We start from the raw sequence: 16,797 nt of genomic DNA on the forward strand, positions 1-16,797 counted from the left end.
TCTTTTCTTATTGTAATTCTTGCCTAGCTTTTCGCTATTGTTTAGATTATAAAGATTCCATTAAATTTCTTCAAGTCTTTGTTAAATTTTGCATAATTTTTAGCCTTTTCTTGTAAGGTAATCTCCATTTTCCCAAATAAAAAAGACCCATACCCTCTTTATATGGATCTATTTGTTAGATTTATTGACGGCTAGAGACCATTTTTTTGTATAAGTTACTTGTACTTGTCTCAACCCTACCGTATTGATGTACGAATCCTAATAATTTGTAATTGTTTTTGCTTGTAATGTTCACCTCTTTCCGTTGTTGGATTTGTATTTCCTGCGAAAGAGGGGTTTGTAAATTATAGAACCTTTAACGGCTAGCCACCGTTTCTGTGATTGTTTGAATTGCGGCTTCACTTCTTTGAATCAAGTCTTTTCCTTTGGCACCTAATGTTGCTTGTAGGTTTTCATCCTTTAATAATAAGACGTTTTCTTCAACATTTTCGTTGGCTGCTTGGATAGCCGTTTTCAGCATAGTTGTCCCAACGGTAACATCGGCCATGACTGACTTGCGTCCTAGGCTTGCGACTTGAGTCATGATTTCTAAGGCTTGTGTTGCGTGGTCCATGATTTCCAATGGCACTTCTGTGGCAATTTTTAAGCCCGCTTGAATCGCTTGTAGGCGGTCAGCCTTTTCTTGGTCAGTAGCTTTTGGCAATTTGAATGCACCGAATAGTTGGTTTGATGCGTCTTCATCCCCTTGCACCAAAGCGAACAGTGCTTCTTGATGGCTAGTCATTTGATTGACTAGACCCGTCAGCAAATCAAGGTCCGCCCCTTTTTGCTTTTCAATAGTAATATTTAGGACCATGTTACCTAAGGCAGCGCCCATTGTGCCGGCGTATGCTGCTGCTGACCCGCCCCCTGGTGCTGATTGGCTTGAGGCTAATGCTTCGATATAAGTATACATTTCCATGATATATTCTCCTTTTTAATCATTTTTTGAGTGACGTTTGAATAATTTCTTCTATTATAGAATAGTGTTAAAACAAGTTGAATAGTGGAATTAAAACGATTGGTACGAACATGGATGGTGCGATGTTCATGACCTTAATGTCAGTAATTTGTAAGAGATTGAAGCCTAAGCCCATAATAATGAGGGACCCTACTGCACCGATTTCTGAGGTTACGACGTCTCCTAATAAGGGCGCGATGGATGCGGATAGTAACGATAAGGCTGCTTCATAAATAAATAATGGGATAGCGGCAAAGGCTGACCCAATTCCAAGAGTTGACGACAAGACAAAGACAAACACAAAGTCTAAGATAGATTTGGCGTACATGGTGGTGTGGTCTAGGAATAAACCAGACTGCAGGGACCCAATGATCGCCATTGCGCCGACTACAACGAATAAGGTGGCCGATACAAAGGCTTCTTGAAAGGTAGATTCACCTTCGTCAGCTACTCTTTCTTGGAGTTTTAGGGCAAAATGGTTCAATTTCCCGTCGAAGTCAACTGTTTCACCGATTAGAGTCCCCATCACTAAGGACAGCACCATGACGATTAGATTGTCTGTTTCAAGGGCACCTTGGATACCAATAAATATAACGACCAAGGCGACAGCTGTCATTATGCCTTTTCGTGTGTTGTTTTTTAAGAGGTGACCGAATGTCGTCCTACACCTGCCCCAAATACTACGCTAATCGCGTTCACAATTGCCCCCAATATGACCATGTCCTAACTCCTCTTATCTTCGTTTTCTTTTGAATTTGATTATAACAAATAATGAGATTTTTATGTGTAACTTGTTAACATTTTGTTAAACCCAGTTTCCATGTTATATTTTATGACACAAAGCGTTAATTTGCCCTTGCATTCTATTAAAAATACATTCATAATACACAAGTAGTTAAATTTAGGACGACAAAAAAGGAGCAATTTTTATGCGAACATGGACTAGAGAAGCAATTTTTGAAGACGTAAAAGAGAAAAATGTACATTTTATTCGTCTAGCATTTTCAGATGTTAACGGAATTTTGAAAAATGTTGAAATCCCTGTTTCACAGCTAGACAAAGCTTTAGATAACGAAATGGCCTTTGATGGTTCTTCTATTGATGGATTTGTCCGTATCGAAGAAGCTGATATGAAGCTACACCCAGACTTGAATACTTGGACTGTTTTCCCTTGGGGTTCTGATGACAGAAAAGTTGCCATCTTGATTTGTGATATTTATACAACTGATGGTGAGCCATTTGCAGGTGATCCTCGTGGTAACTTAAAACGTATGGTAGAAAAATTAGATGATTTAGGTTTTTCTGCTTTCAACTTAGGTCCTGAGCCAGAATTCTTCTTGTTCAAACTTGCAGAAGACGGCAACCCAACGACTCGCGTAAATGATGTTGGTGGTTACTTTGACGTGGCTCCTGTTGATTTAGGTGAAAACTGTCGACGTGAAATCGTATTGGTACTTGAAGATCTTGGTTTTGAAATAGAAGCTTCTCACCATGAGGTTGCGATCGGCCAACACGAAATCGACTTTAAATACACTGATGTTGTAGATGCTTGCGATAAGATTCAATTATTTAAGTTAATCGTTAAAACTGTTGCGCGTAAATACAACTTGCATGCTACTTTCATGCCAAAACCTATTTACGGTATCAATGGTTCTGGTATGCACTGTAACATGTCTTTATTCAAGGGAAGCGAAAACGTCTTCTTTGATGCAGATTCTGAAACTCAATTATCTGAAACAGCTATGCAATTTATCGCTGGTGTCTTAGAACATGCTAAAGCCATCACTGCAGTTGCTAACCCAATTGTAAACTCATACAAGCGTTTAGTTTCAGGCTATGAAGCACCCGTAAACATTGCTTGGTCTGCACGTAACCGTTCACCACTAATCCGTATCCCAGCAGCTCGCGGGAAATCAACTCGTGTTGAATTACGTTCAGTTGACCCAGCTGCTAACCCTTACTTAGCACTTGCAGCTATCTTAGGTGCTGGTCTTAAAGGTATCGAAGACGAAACAGTTGCACCTGCACCAATTTCTCGTAACGTATACAAAATGACTGCTGATGAATTAGTTAACGGTGGCATTGATAAATTACCTAGCTCTCTATCTCGCGCTTTAGACGAATTAGAAATCGACAACGTTGTACAAGACGCTTTAGGTGCACACATCACTGCAAACTTTATTTCAAGCAAGCGTATTGAATGCCAAGAATACTTACACCAAGTAACTGACTGGGAATTGAATACATACTTAGAACAATACTAATTTAGGCAAAATGAACACGACTCGGCGAAAGCTAGGTCGTGTTTTTTTATTGTATACGAATAGAAAAAACACATAACCTAAACAGAAATTCAGATTATGCGTTAAATTTGGTTTATTCATTTCTTAACAGTTTGTGTCGCACCCTAGTCAGGTTCGCTTTGGCATTCAGCTATCCACTTCATAATAACTTGCCCAAAAGCTCGCACCCTCTTTTTAAAAGTCGTTCCAGTTTTTATCGTCTGTATACTTGTCAACCACAAAACTGTGATTGGTTTTGTATGTGGACGGTTTTTCTTTTCTTGTAAATCCACGGTATGTGTTGCCTTGTTTTTTGGCATTGCGGTTTGAACTCGGCGTGTACTCGTCTTCTTCTACAAGGACTTCTTTGGTCCGGTGCTTTCTAGCTTGTCTTAGTCGGGATACTTTTTCCGGGTAGCCAGTTTCATCTAATGCTTCTTCGTAGAAGTTGATTAAGGCTAGGGTGTGGTAGGGTTTGACGTAGAAGTAGGCTAATCCTAGCGTGAATGGAATCAATAGGTACCATCCGATAAAGCGTAGGTTTAGCCAGATAAATCGCCATTTCCGGCCGCGCATCATCCGGCGAGATTCTGTGATGGCTTCAGATGCTGTTAGGATTGGGAAGTCGACGATTAAATAATCGGTCAATGCATATCCAATACCTTTATAAACCGCTGGGAAAAACAACAATAATGACCACATGAGTAGGTAAAAACCACGTAGGAATCCTGCCCAAGTGAATTTAATTGAATCGCGCATAATGGGCCCAATAATGTCACGGTGGATTCGTATCGGTCGTTGGTTATTCTTCACCATCAATGACCGTAGATAAGCCATTTCAGCTCCGGCAATAAAAACGATCTCGATAATCATAATCAGAATGCTGATGGGGAAAAGGACGAAGGATACTGCAGTTGGTACGGTCCCAATTATCCATACGATTGCCCAATAAATAATGGTAAATAAGACAAACCAACCTATATTTTGGCTTAGCGTCTCTTTAGCTTTTACTTTTAAATTTCTTCGCAATCACGGTCACCTCCTCATTAAAAATCATCCATTGATTATGTTCAAATAGTACTTGTCTAATCGATAAACTTTTAGACACCAGTACTTACCTTTCAGACCAGCTAATCTTATATAAGTATTTTATCAAATTCTCAAGTTTCGCCATCCACCCTAGGACCTATTTCAAACAAAAGAATAGCCTTGAATACCGTTGTACTCAAGGCTGTCCTTCGCCAGTAATAATGGTTACATCTTAGTCGCGAGAACGACCACCAAATAAAATCAAGACACGTAGTAATGACAAGGCACCTGCGATAGCTGAAGCGACGTAAGTCATAGCTGCAGCGTTCAAGGTTTTACGAGCATATGGTAATTCTTTGGCTGTTAAAATATGCCCATCTTCCATAATTTGTAGCGCACGTTTAGAGGCGTCAAATTCGACTGGTAAGGTCACTAGTTGGAAAAGTAAGGTTAAAGAGAACAAGATAATCCCAATGTTGATAAGGGTCTCGTTATAGCCCGCGATGGCACCTAGGATTAAGATTGGCCAAGACATTTTTGAACCGATATTGACAGCGGGTACAATCTTTTGACGTAGGGTCATCATGAAATAACCTTGGGCATCTTGAACCGCGTGACCACACTCGTGGGCTGCAACGCCGATAGCAGCAATCGATTTTGAATTTGCTGTGGCGTCAGATAAACGCAATACTTTATTGCTTGGATCATAGTGGTCAGTTAAGTTACCGGAAATACGTTCAACTCGAACATTGGTAATACCTGAATATTCTAGGATGTATTCGGCAACTTGGGTACCGGTCATCCCTTTTGCAGTGGCATATTTACTATATTTATTAAATGTGCGATTTACGTTGGCACTTGCGATGGACGCGATTACAGCACCAATAATAATTAAGATATAAGTCCAGTCAAACATCATGGGGAAAAACATTGAATCACTCCTTCTTTCATATTATAACATCTAACTCCGCCCTGGCCAATGCGGATGCTGGTTAGGGGGTCATGATTTGTTGGTGGATGATGTCGATAACTTCCTGACTTTCTGGTAGGTTGTTCAGGTAGAATTCATGGTGCATGTAATCAAACTGGTAGTAGTTACTGGTATGATTATGGACACGTAATCGACGGTGCAACCAACGGCCGTCGCAGGCGTGGCTGTCATCCGATCCGTTAATGAAATCAACTGCTGGCATTGAGTCAATTGGCATTTTGGCATAGTTCAAGGCAGGGTTTTTATCCCGCCAGATCGTTTTTAAGGCATTGACCTTGGTGGCGTCAAATTGCACATCATTCGGGTTGATGTTGACGTCATCAAAACTAGTATTTAGCCATGGTGACAGTAAAATCACTCGTTTCACAGGCTGGCCGATTTGGTCCATCCGGTCCGCAACCAATAAGGCTGGAATCGCACCTGTATCAGAAGCGAGGAAGTAGACATTTTCTAGTGACCGTCCCTTTTTGTCAGCGATTTCTTCTATTAGAGCTGTAATCCGCCCGGCTTCAGCGCGTAAGTCATAATTAGCGAATGACCGCAGCAAGGGAATTGATACATTCGCCTCATCTTCAAAGCGGTTAGCTATTTTTCGGACGAAGGCCCATTCACGCTCTTGTAAGGTATGAATCCCGCTACCGCCATGAAAATAAATAATCCAGGGCTTGTCATTCTTTGTAGGCGTGTCTTGTGAGTCCAATACCGGTTCCGTATCAATATCCGTCAGCTCGACGATGACACCCTTTTTGCCACGGTGAATCTCTGAAGCATGGTCCCGGGTAATAAAAAATAAGTTTTCGTGGTTAATGCTCCTTTTAGCTAGGTCTTCAGTTGCCTGTTTCTTGCTATTGGCAGGGGTTAATCGATTAGCTTCCCGCTTAATCCTCATACCATCTTGTATCACCTTGCTGCGCACCGATCGCTCTTGACTCATGGCATGATAAACATAGCCGACGCCTGTTGCAGCAGCTGCTAACCCTAGTCGCCAAATTCGGTTATTGTCCTGCTTACTCATTCTTGCACGCTCCTCCCCATTTTCTTCATCATAAAACTTGCACAGCTCTTTAGTCTATTATAACTGAACACCTGGCATTGGATAGGGACTAAAGTCCTAATTTCTGGCAAAAGAATTCCTACATTTTCCTTAGCATTTGTTAAAAATTATATTAATTTCTTGAGATGTTCGCTTAAGTCTCGTATCATTAAGGGTATATTATACTTTATGGGTTATTACCGCAATTCTACACCCAAAAATACAGCATTCATTTCTGTTATTCACTGCGGTAATACGAGAAAAAAATAGAATAAGGAGATAGATAATGGTATTGAAGAAACTATCCACCCTTGCAATCGTCGGGGCGAGCATTGGGGTATTAGCAGCCTGCTCTAGGACACCAGACCAAGTGGTGACAAAGTCAGCCGAAAACGCCCAAGCTATGATGGGGCAATTAGAATCCATTCAAACGCAGGAAATGGCTTTACAAGATGCTTTTGAAGAAGATTTAGCAGCTGACGAAAGTCTAACCAACTTGACTGAATCAGGCACGGGTGCAACACGGGAAAACCTACAAACCAGACAAGAAGAATTTGACGAATTAAAATCGCTTTTTGAAGATTTCCAAGGTCAGGTTGAAAGTTTAAATGAATTTGACGAAACTGACTTCACAGCCGGGGAAGATTTCGCCAACTTTGATGCGTCTCGGCAATTAGCTGACAGCGTGAACACGCAAATGAGCGCCTACATTGAAAACTACCAAGCTGTTTTGGAAAAAGAAGATGCTTATTACACAAGTTTAGCAGCTGAAGACAGCGATCTAACGACCTTCTCTGACGGCCTAGCGGAAATTAACGGCAACTTTAAAACGTCACAAGCAGCCTTATCTGAAATGTTGCCTGACTTAACGGAATTGGCCAAACTTTCGCAAACAGAAAATCAAGCACAATAAAATGAAATAGAACGGAGGCCAGAACCTTGAAAGACAATCAATCCAATCCAAATTCGGATATTAAGACAACTTTAGACCCAAAAAACGAAGGACCTAAATTCAATTGGAAACTTGTTTTAGGGCTACTCACAGCCATTGTATTAGGTTTAGCCTTAATCTTTGGCATTCGAACAGACTGGTATGGCTTAGCCAATGAAAATAACCAAGAAGAATCCGCAAGTAATGAAAGTTCGTCTGAACAAAACGCTGAATCTACCAGTGAATCTGGTGAATCAACTGAAGCAAGTCGTGAAGATGCTAGCGATACAGCGACAAGCGGTGAAGGTGACGGTGCACAATTACCAAATGTTTCTACAGAAGCAACGGCTTTATTAAACCAACCAAAAAATTTACCCTCAAAATTCCAATACGATTCAGGTTACGATATTGCCTATCCTGAAGACGGGGTAAAAGGGATTTACCTATCAGCTGCCGGTGCCACTGACCAAGCCCTATTTGATGAAAATATGGCCCTTTTAGATGAAACCAATCTAAATTCAGTCGTACTAGATGTCAAAGACGACTACGGGAATATTACTATGGACCTACCGTCAGAAGATGATACGGTCAACAACAACGAAACAGATAGTATTGACGGCGAAGGCATGATGCAAACTTTCGAAGACAAACAAATCTATCCAATCGCTCGTATCACAACCTTTAAAGATACCAAGCTAGCTAACGCTGATCCATCACGTACCTTCCTAACAGAATCTGGTGAAGTATGGACTAACGATGGTGGCGATGCCTTCTTAAACCCATACAACAAAGATAACTGGGAATACCTTGTAGAGGTCGCTAAATCAGCCGCTCGCGCTGGTTATAAGGATATTCAATTTGACTATGTCCGCTTCCCAGAAGGATTTGAAACTTTCGGTGAAACCTTAACTTACGATATGGGTGACTACGCTGAATATGGAAAAGCTTCAACTGAAGCCCGTCAAATGGTTATCGCAGACTTCCTAGCTTATGCCCGTGAAGAACTTGAACCATATGGTGTAGATGTTTCTGCAGATATCTTTGGTTACGTGACAGATGTTGTGGCAACACCTGGTATCGGTCAAAACTACAACATGATCGCTGAAAATGTCGATGTCATTTCATCAATGATCTACCCTTCTCACTGGGGTCCTGGCTACTTCGGCTTAGACTACCCTGACTTGTACCCATATGAAGTTGTACAAGCTTATATGGGAAAAGAGAATGCTTTAAATGCTGAGCTGGAAGAAGCACCAGTATCTAGACCTTGGTTGCAAGACTTTACCGCATCATACCTAGCGGAAGGTACTTATGCTGAGTACGGCGCGGCCGAAGTACAAGAACAAATTGACGCTGTTATTGAAAGTGGCGCCAAGGAATACCTACTTTGGGATGCATCAAACACCTACACAAAAGGTGTAGATTACAAATAATCGTAGTAAACAAAAACTCGACGTCAGCTGGCGTCGAGTTTTTGTTTTTTTCAAGTAGTGTTGGTAGGCGTTTTTAAGGAATTTTCACTAACACTATTTTTGTGCATACAAAATGGCCATGCTTTCCTAAAATAAAGTAAAACACCACATCATACTTGAAAGAAGGAAAATCATGACCTATTCATTTATTGTACAATTGTTATGCAGACTTTACGAGACAATTTCTACTTAATGATTTCAGTGTGGAAACACCGTGTCATATGCTGAAGCATAGTGTCCCCTAAATCTGTAAAGGTTGCAACACCATTAGCATGGACTTTCGTTTGAAAACCATAGGCATCTGCCCCACTAACCGTATTGAAAACACAAATATCTGTGGTTACACCAACAACATGGACTGTATCAACGTCTTTATCAAGCAATAAATCCGCCAAACCAGTATTAAAGAAGCTATTGTAATTTTCTTTAGGTAGGTATGTGACCAATTCATTGTCTTGGTTGGCTTGGAACCAGTCTTGCAATTCACCATAAAGTGCTTGTCCTTCTGTACCCACCACATTATGGGCTGGCCACAATTTAAAGTGGGGATCATCCACTTGATGAGCGTCCATAGCCACGACCACATCCTTCCCTTGGCTGATAAAGTCTTCTGCCAGAGATTTAATGTAGGGAACGATGGCTTGACCTGGTTGGCCAACGGTTAATGAACCGTCTGGTGCCACAAAATCGTTACTCATATCTACAATGATTAATGCTTCTTTATCCATGAAATCAACCCCTCAATCGTCATTTTCATCATTCTTTGAAAAATAAATTTGCATTTCTATACACAATATTTATCCTTGTCTTATTTGTTTCTTAGCTCGGTAATGAATTCTTCTATTTTGTCCATGGCAATCGTCAATTCTTTAATTGAGTATGCGTATGAGATACGTAAGAATCCTTCCCCACCCTCACCAAATGCTGAACCAGGCACAACTGCCAATTTCTTCGCATCAAGGAGCGCCAAGGCAAATTCTTCACTGGTCATATCAAATTCACGAATGTCAGGGAAGGTATAGAAAGCCCCGCGTGGTACGAAACAAGGAATGCCCATATCACGGAATCGGCCTAATAAGAAGTTACGACGTTTTAAATAGTCTTTCCGCATCGCTTCTACATCATCATCACAATCTTCTAAAGCCACAACTGACGCATATTGCGATACAGTTGGTGCAGCCATAATCGTGAACTGGTGGATTTTCAACATTTGTTCCACTAAAACTTCTGGTCCACATAGGTAACCAATTCGCCACCCTGTCATTGAGAAGGCTTTAGCAAACCCGTTAATGTAGATTGTCCGTTGTTTCATCCCTTCAAATGAAGCGATTGACGTATATTTATCTTTGGCATACCAGATTTCAGAATAGATTTCGTCCGTTAAGACATATAAATCATATTTCTTAATGACGTCAGCCAATTTTTCCAACTCTTCCCGAGTTGCCGCTGCCCCTGTTGGGTTGTTTGGATAGTTTAAAATAATAGCCTTGGTTTTTTCTGTAATTAATGCTTCAATATTTTCTGGTTGTAAAATGAAGTCGTGCTCACTTGGTAGCTTCACTGGTACGGGAATCCCGCCAGCAAGCTCAATTGACGGTGTGTAAGATACGTAAGACGGATCCATACACAATACTTCATCACCTGGGTTAATTAATCCACGACAAGCAAGGTCAATGGCTTCAGAACCACCAACAGTGACAATCACTTCCGTATCTGGATCATAATCCAAGTCATATTTGCGGTCTACATAATTTGAAATTGCACGTCGCAATTCAATTAAACCTGCATTGGCAGTATAATAAGTTTTACTTTTTCTAATGGCCCGAATCGCTTCTTCACGAATTGACCAAGGCGTTGGAAAGTCAGGCTCCCCTACACCAAGCGAAATCACGCCTTCGATTTCATTGGCAATGTCGAAAAAACGGCGTATACCAGATGGCTCCATATCAATTACGGTTTTATTTTGAGATTTCGTCATTGTGAGATCACCATACGTCCGCCATGTTCTTTGATATCTTTGTAGACAACCCCTTGTTCTTTATAGCGGTTCATTACAATGTGGGTTGTTGTAGCGCTAACTTCGTCGATAGCTGCTAATTTAGAGATAAATTTAGAGATATCTACCATCGTTAAACGCTTGGTTAATAATAGGAAATCATAAGTACCTGACATCAAGTATAAAGATTCTACTTGATCATATTGGTAAATGGTTTCTGCAATGTCTTGATAAGATACACCGTGGTGTAAATCAACATTGACTTCTACCATCGCTGATAGCAAGTTGTCATCGGCAACGTCCCAGTTGATCATGGTGTGGTAGCCGGCAATCACGTTATCTTTTTCATAAGCAGCGATTTGCGCAACGACTTCTTCTTCGTTAGCTTCAATCATGTTAGCAATAGTTTTAGGTGCTAATCGCGCATCCTGCGCTAAGATAGCTAACAATTCTTTTTTCTGTTCGATGTTCATTTTTATCCCTCCAAAAACGACATAACTTGTAGCCTTAAGCATACTTTTAAAGTGAAATTTTGTCACTTCATTTGAATAATTTTAATAAAAATTTTTGATTTCACCCCAATTTCAAAAACGCTTCCTCTTCTAGTATATATCAACTACTCTCTGTTAAAACAGAGAGTTTGTCCTAAACATGGTGGTTATACAAACGATATAATATCTCCAACCGTTTAAAGACACTAAGGGATGGTTGACTGGCACCCCATCAGTAAGCGGTCTGTAGACACTTACCGAATATTGTTTTACGTTTAATAATTTTGTATTGGCACAACTTTTTCAAACCGCGGGTTTTTCTCACTCGACAGATATCGGTGACCCAATTCTTGAATATTGATAGCTGCCACACGGTCATCATTTGATTGATACCCACAATTCTGACAAGTAAACAAGTGCTTACCTTGTTGTCTATTAGCTTTATCAATTGATTCGCATTTCGGACAACGTTGGGACGTAAATTGTGCGGATACTTTTAAAACTTGCGAACCACTTTCTAAAGCTTTATACATTAACTTTTCTTCAAAATCGAAGAATCGCCAAGAATGGTGTTCATACCGTGCATCTTGCTTACGATGGTGAGTCGTGTTAAAAGTAACGTTCGTAAGATCTTCCAACACAAACAAGGTATTGGCCCCGTATCGATCAACGAGTGTCTTTGATAATTGATGGTTCACATCATTCATCCAGCGGTTCTCTCGTCTTTCAATTGTTTTAAGGCGTCTACGACTTGATTTGGTGTTCTTCGCTTGTAAGGACTGGCGCAATTCCTTAAAACGCCGTCTTTTCTTCATCAAGCTTTTACCCGAATAGAAGGTAGTATGAGTTGTATCATCCGCAATAGTTAGTATCTGTCTTAAACCACGGTCAATGCCTACAATCCGTTGAATATTAGTTTCATCTGGGCTGTCTATCTCTTTACTTGCGGACACGTGTAAGAACCACTTACCCTTACGACAGCGTAATTCAGCTTGACCGAACTTGTAAGCATTCTGGCTAAATTGTTGAAGATAAGCGATATGTTGCTTATCACAAGACACTTTAATTCGTCCTTGATTGGTCGTCAGTGAATAGGTATTGTTTTGGTGATAAGCGTAGTTACGATTACGTACGAACACAGCTACTGGTTGCTTAAACCCTAGGGGTTTCGTTAAATGGTAAAGGTCTTTATATAGCGTATGATATTTACCTGTATGGATATCTTTATAACGCTTAGGTTTTTGTTTAAACTGTGTTTTCACGGTCTTATATCTCGCGATTACCGTACGCATCACGGACTGGGCCATTTGCGATTGCAGCCCAAAATCCTGACGTATCTGATGATACAAGGCGTTGTGCAAAGTCGTTTGACCTAATTCAAAGTCATGGTCAAAGATATATGTCGAAACAAAATTACAAGCGTTTAAAAACTGTTGTTGGGTTTCTTCGAACTTTTCAATATCACTAGCACTTGGGTATAATTGCACTTTAATCGTTTTCGTTAACTGCATCTTATCACCTCTTTTCTCTTGAAAATACATTATACTATCTATTTAGAGAAAACATAAACGATAACCTAGTAAAATCAACAAAAAGAGCTGTCTATTTCGCTAATTCCTCCTAGGTATCAATACCTAGGTTTCCTTAGCTGACAGCTTGTAAATGAAATAGATTATTTTTGTAGTGATATGGCTAGTAACCCATTTTTTCTGATTATTAACTTTTAGGTTATGCTTATGCCTAACATAGTCTTAAAAAGCAGTGGGACCGCCCTCACCCTAGTTAGGTTCGAGTCTCCAGAGAGGTCTCTCGCACCTTAATCATATTACTCCTAGACAGGAAGCGTCGTCTTTCGCACTCCTTTTCTCCTTAAACAATTTTTATATCCTTGTTAACAGTTTTCTAAAACCCTTTCCAATTTAAAATGATACAATGGGCTTACCGACAACTACGACCTTAATGGTCATAATCAGTCTGTAGGAGGAAACATACAATGGAAAAGTTTACAAAACGAATTTTATTAACTAGTGGTGTTTTAGCTTTGGGACTTGCCGTAGCTGCACCAAATAAATTAGCAGATAAGATTGCTATTGACCCGATGTTTACATACGGGGAAACTTTAGATGATAGCCAATATACTGAAACAAAAAAATTATTAGGTGTTGAAGATGGCGCGACTGAAATCGAAGTGGCTGTTAATGAATTAAATGACTTATTACAAGATAGCTACCCATACAACCAAGTCTACTCTTCAGCTTATATCACACCAGCTGATAACGATGGTGGCGTAACGGTTGAAATCGAAACACCAGATACAATAACAGATATCACTGAAGCCCAATATGAGAATGCGGCCATTACTGCGGGTGCAATTGACGTAGATATTAAAGTTGCTTCTGCTGTTACAGTAGATGGTTCAGGTGCCTTAGCGGGTGTTTATAAAGCCTTTGAAGATGCTGGTTATTCATTAGATGATGATGCCCGTCAAGTGGCCCAAGATGAGTTAGCGGTAACTTCTTCAATTACACAAGAGAATGAAGATACTGAAGGTTACTCTGATAGCGACATGAACGCTGCGATTGCGGATATTAAAGCGCAAATTGCTGACTTGAAAGACCAAAATGGTGGCTCAATTTCAGTGGATGAAATTACTGTTATCGTGAATAATGTTGTGAATAACTACAACTTAAATGGTGTGATTTCTGAAGACAATATCCAAGCGATTATTGATCAAATGAAAAACTTCTCTAACCTTGAGTTAAGTGAAGAGCAAAAAACACAATTATCTAACTTAGCAAGCTCATTGTCTGACGCTGCAAGTAACGTTGCCGCTTCTGCTTCATCTGCAATCGAAAATGCAGATACTGAGCAATTACAAGAAGATGCTATAGGTATTTGGGACCGTATCCTTTCTATCGTAGATAATATCTTTGGTACAAGCTTCAGTTCTGCTAGTGACACAACAGCTGAATAATCTATAAACAAAATTGTCCTCAACGACTAAGTTTCCATACAATTCTAGCCGTTGGGGGCTTTTTTTCACCTTTTTGAATCATCTGTGAGTGAACCAACCCACCATCTATATATGAAAGCATATAATAAAACTAAATACTTATGGAGGTGTAGCAATTGAGTGAACAAAGTAAAAAAGAATCTTTGATGAATGGCAATTACGTGAAAAGTATGGTTTACGGTGGCCTCGATGGTATTGTCACAACCTTCGCCGTCGTTGCAGGGGCAACTGGTGGTGCCTTATCACTTGACGTAGTCATCATCCTTGGCTTCGCCAATCTATTAGCAGATGGTTTATCTATGGCCGTTGGTGACTTCCTTTCAAGTAAGTCTGAGGGAGAGTTTGTTGAGAACACCATCAAAAAACGGCGTCTTGATTTTAAGAATGATTTTTCAAGTGAAGTGGCTAAATTATCTGCAAACTACCAAGCAAAAGGCATTTCAAAGGATGACGCCGATCAGATTTCAGCAACCCTAGCCAATTATCCTGAAATCTTTGAGCAAGAACGTGTGAATAGTGAGTTTGGGGATGAAGAAATCGAAACACATCCAATGAGAAATGCTTTAGTAACGTTCTTCTCATTTTTAATATATGGTTTTATCCCATTAATTGCCTACGTATTCGCCTCAACTAATACTTTTTTGATGGCCAATACCTTTGCAGTTGCATGCGTCTTAACCGCCATCACCCTATTTATCCTAGGTGCATCAAAATCACGTTTAACGCATACCAATTGGTTTAAATCTGGTATGGAAATGCTTCTGATTGGTGGTGCAGCCGCCCTAGTTGCCTATGGTATCGGTGTACTTTTAGGTAGCTAAGATATACCTGTAGTGACTATGCTGATTAAAAAAAACACCATAAAAATACCGCCTCGGCCTTAGAAGACCGAGACGGTATTTTTTATTTATTTTTCATTTACTAATTCTGGATAAAGCGTTTGAATTGATAACTGGTCATTAATTAATTTAGACGAAGGATCTAATTTCGCTTTTTGGTCAATACCTTGTTTCCAGAATAGTGCGAGAATAATTAAAGTAATGGCTGCCCCGCCCCAGTAGGATAAGTTACTTAATCCTAAGTTAAAGCCAATTGGTTCACTTAACAAGTAGACTACAACGGCATATAACATAAAGACACTTGGCACTAGTGTGACGAAGTAATTTCTACCCTTTAGGAATAAGTAGCGTGTTGTTACTAGTAAAGCTAGTACCGCTGTAACTTGGTTGGCCCAGTTGAAGTAACGCCATAAGATATTAAAGTCCACAAAGGTTAAGAAGAATGAAATCACATAAATTGGTAAGGTGATTGTCATTATCTTCGGCAATGTGTCCTGTTTCATGTGGGTATAGTCTGCAATAATAATACGCAATGAACGGAATGCAGATAGACCAGAAGATAATGGTAACACAATAACCCCAATAATTGCCAAAGTACCAAATATTGGTCCTAACAATTCTAATGACACGGCATTCACAACTGCTGAAGCAGTACCTGCATCAATCATACCTGATAAAGTTTCACCGTCAAATAAGGCTAATGAAGCTGCCACCCAAATCATCGCGATAACACCTTCAGCGATCATCATACCATAGAAAGTGAAACGCCCTTCACGTTCATTTTCCATTGTACGAGATACCATTGGTGCTTGGGTTGCATGGAAACCTGACATCGCTCCACATGAAATAGTAAAGAATAAACCTGGGAAAATAGCCAAGCCTTTAGGATGAAAGTTCGACATAGTAGCTGAAGACAATTCAACCATTGAGTGGTCTCCAAAGATTAACGTTAAACCAATTGCTACTGTTGAAATAATTAATATTGCACCAAACCACGGATACACTTTACCCATTGCTTTGTCGATTGGTAAAACTGTTGAAATAATGTAGTAAATAAAAATAGCAATTATAATGATAATTAAAGCAACGTTACCTGGAAGCAAGCTTTGAATAAGCGCTGCAGGCGACGAAACGAATACAGTACCTACCAATAATAATAGTAAACAAGCAAATAAGTTGACTACATGCATAGTCCCTTTATTAATATACTTACCTGCTAAAGCGGGTAATTGTGCCCCATTATTTCTAAGAGATACCATCCCTAACATGTAATCGTGGACCGCCCCAGCAAATATACACCCAAAAACAATCCATAAATAAGCAACAGGTCCATATAAAGCACCCATAATCGGTCCAAATACAGGTCCTGTACCTGCGATGTTTAATAATTCAATAATACCGTTCTTCCATCTAGGCATTGGTACAAAGTCCATGCCATCTTGTAAAACCTCCGCTGGTGTTGTCCGTTCAGGATTTGGCTCGAAGTTTTTCTCGATATAGCGACCATAGGTGAAGTATCCTACAACTAAAGCGACGACACCTATTATAAATGTCCACATAAAAATTTCCTCCCTTTTTTATCAATGTAAGCGTTTATACCTTTATATTATCACGCTATATTGATATACAAGTCAATTTTACTTGAAGGAAATCATTGTCAATATATTTATTTGTACATTGCTGTTTTTATGAATATGAGAAAAAAAGTAATTTAAACATT

Annotated in this window: 15 protein-coding genes; 5 read left to right on the forward strand and 10 right to left on the reverse strand. The window is 39.9% G+C overall.

The window, feature by feature from the left end:
- Positions 1-355 precede the first annotated feature (355 nt).
- Together AWM76_RS08250 and AWM76_RS08255 are read right to left on the reverse strand one after the other, a co-directional pair.
- Complete coding sequence (locus tag AWM76_RS08250) at positions 356-961, reverse strand: cyclodeaminase/cyclohydrolase family protein (RefSeq protein WP_003140818.1); 606 nt, start codon at positions 959-961, stop codon at positions 356-358.
- Positions 962-1,028: 67 nt separating this feature from the next.
- Positions 1,029-1,616 carry a DUF554 domain-containing protein gene (locus AWM76_RS08255; RefSeq protein WP_003140820.1) on the reverse strand — a complete coding sequence of 196 codons (588 nt, stop codon included), beginning with the start codon at positions 1,614-1,616 and terminating at the stop codon, positions 1,029-1,031.
- 307 nt (positions 1,617-1,923) lie between these two features.
- Here AWM76_RS08255 and glnA point away from each other — a divergent pair, with 307 nt between their 5' ends.
- Complete coding sequence (gene glnA / locus AWM76_RS08260; protein WP_106427256.1) at positions 1,924-3,264, forward strand: type I glutamate--ammonia ligase; 1,341 nt, start codon at positions 1,924-1,926, stop codon at positions 3,262-3,264.
- Positions 3,265-3,477: 213 nt separating this feature from the next.
- Here the strand turns inward: glnA and AWM76_RS08265 are convergent, their stop codons facing one another.
- The 3 genes from AWM76_RS08265 to AWM76_RS08275 form a co-directional block, all read right to left on the reverse strand.
- The gene (locus tag AWM76_RS08265) at positions 3,478-4,311 is read right to left on the reverse strand and encodes a DUF975 family protein (RefSeq protein WP_003140823.1); all 834 of its coding nucleotides are present in this window, start codon (positions 4,309-4,311) and stop codon (positions 3,478-3,480) included.
- Positions 4,312-4,543: 232 nt separating this feature from the next.
- Positions 4,544-5,242, reverse strand: coding sequence for a zinc metallopeptidase (locus AWM76_RS08270; RefSeq protein ID WP_003140825.1), 699 nt, complete (start codon positions 5,240-5,242; stop codon positions 4,544-4,546).
- 61 nt (positions 5,243-5,303) lie between these two features.
- Positions 5,304-6,317 carry an alpha/beta hydrolase fold domain-containing protein gene (locus AWM76_RS08275; protein ID WP_003140826.1) on the reverse strand — a complete coding sequence of 338 codons (1,014 nt, stop codon included), beginning with the start codon at positions 6,315-6,317 and terminating at the stop codon, positions 5,304-5,306.
- Between the two features lie 304 nt (positions 6,318-6,621).
- On the opposite strand from AWM76_RS08275, the gene AWM76_RS08280 reads away from it, so the two are divergent.
- Together AWM76_RS08280 and AWM76_RS08285 are read left to right on the forward strand one after the other, a co-directional pair.
- A complete protein-coding gene (locus tag AWM76_RS08280) occupies positions 6,622-7,248 on the forward strand; it encodes a YkyA family protein (RefSeq protein WP_003140828.1) in 627 nt (208 codons plus the stop codon).
- Positions 7,249-7,274: 26 nt separating this feature from the next.
- Positions 7,275-8,699 (forward strand): putative glycoside hydrolase, encoded by a 1,425-nt coding sequence (locus tag AWM76_RS08285; protein WP_003140830.1) that lies wholly within the window; start codon positions 7,275-7,277, stop codon positions 8,697-8,699.
- 224 nt (positions 8,700-8,923) lie between these two features.
- Here AWM76_RS08285 and AWM76_RS08290 read toward each other — a convergent pair whose 3' ends face one another.
- The 4 genes from AWM76_RS08290 to AWM76_RS08305 form a co-directional block, all read right to left on the reverse strand.
- Positions 8,924-9,466 (reverse strand): cysteine hydrolase family protein, encoded by a 543-nt coding sequence (locus tag AWM76_RS08290; protein WP_003140832.1) that lies wholly within the window; start codon positions 9,464-9,466, stop codon positions 8,924-8,926.
- Between the two features lie 80 nt (positions 9,467-9,546).
- The gene (locus tag AWM76_RS08295) at positions 9,547-10,716 is read right to left on the reverse strand and encodes a pyridoxal phosphate-dependent aminotransferase (RefSeq protein ID WP_003140835.1); all 1,170 of its coding nucleotides are present in this window, start codon (positions 10,714-10,716) and stop codon (positions 9,547-9,549) included.
- Positions 10,713-11,207 carry an Lrp/AsnC family transcriptional regulator gene (locus tag AWM76_RS08300; protein WP_039934560.1) on the reverse strand — a complete coding sequence of 165 codons (495 nt, stop codon included), beginning with the start codon at positions 11,205-11,207 and terminating at the stop codon, positions 10,713-10,715. The genes AWM76_RS08295 and AWM76_RS08300 overlap by 4 nt, the downstream gene beginning before the upstream one ends.
- Before the next feature lie 293 nt (positions 11,208-11,500).
- Positions 11,501-12,736 carry an RNA-guided endonuclease TnpB family protein gene (locus AWM76_RS08305; protein ID WP_060779387.1) on the reverse strand — a complete coding sequence of 412 codons (1,236 nt, stop codon included), beginning with the start codon at positions 12,734-12,736 and terminating at the stop codon, positions 11,501-11,503.
- A 482-nt stretch (positions 12,737-13,218) separates the two neighbouring features.
- On the opposite strand from AWM76_RS08305, the gene AWM76_RS08310 reads away from it, so the two are divergent.
- Entirely contained in the window at positions 13,219-14,199 is a 981-nt protein-coding gene (locus AWM76_RS08310) for a DUF1002 domain-containing protein (RefSeq protein ID WP_003143318.1), read from the forward strand.
- Between the two features lie 155 nt (positions 14,200-14,354).
- Positions 14,355-15,059, forward strand: coding sequence for a VIT1/CCC1 transporter family protein (locus tag AWM76_RS08315; RefSeq protein WP_003143319.1), 705 nt, complete (start codon positions 14,355-14,357; stop codon positions 15,057-15,059).
- 86 nt (positions 15,060-15,145) lie between these two features.
- Here AWM76_RS08315 and AWM76_RS08320 read toward each other — a convergent pair whose 3' ends face one another.
- A complete protein-coding gene (locus AWM76_RS08320) occupies positions 15,146-16,636 on the reverse strand; it encodes a carbon starvation CstA family protein (protein WP_003143320.1) in 1,491 nt (496 codons plus the stop codon).
- Positions 16,637-16,797 lie beyond the last annotated feature (161 nt).

This window comes from Aerococcus viridans, assembly GCF_001543285.1.
GTDB classification, from domain to species: Bacteria; Bacillota; Bacilli; order Lactobacillales; family Aerococcaceae; genus Aerococcus; species Aerococcus viridans.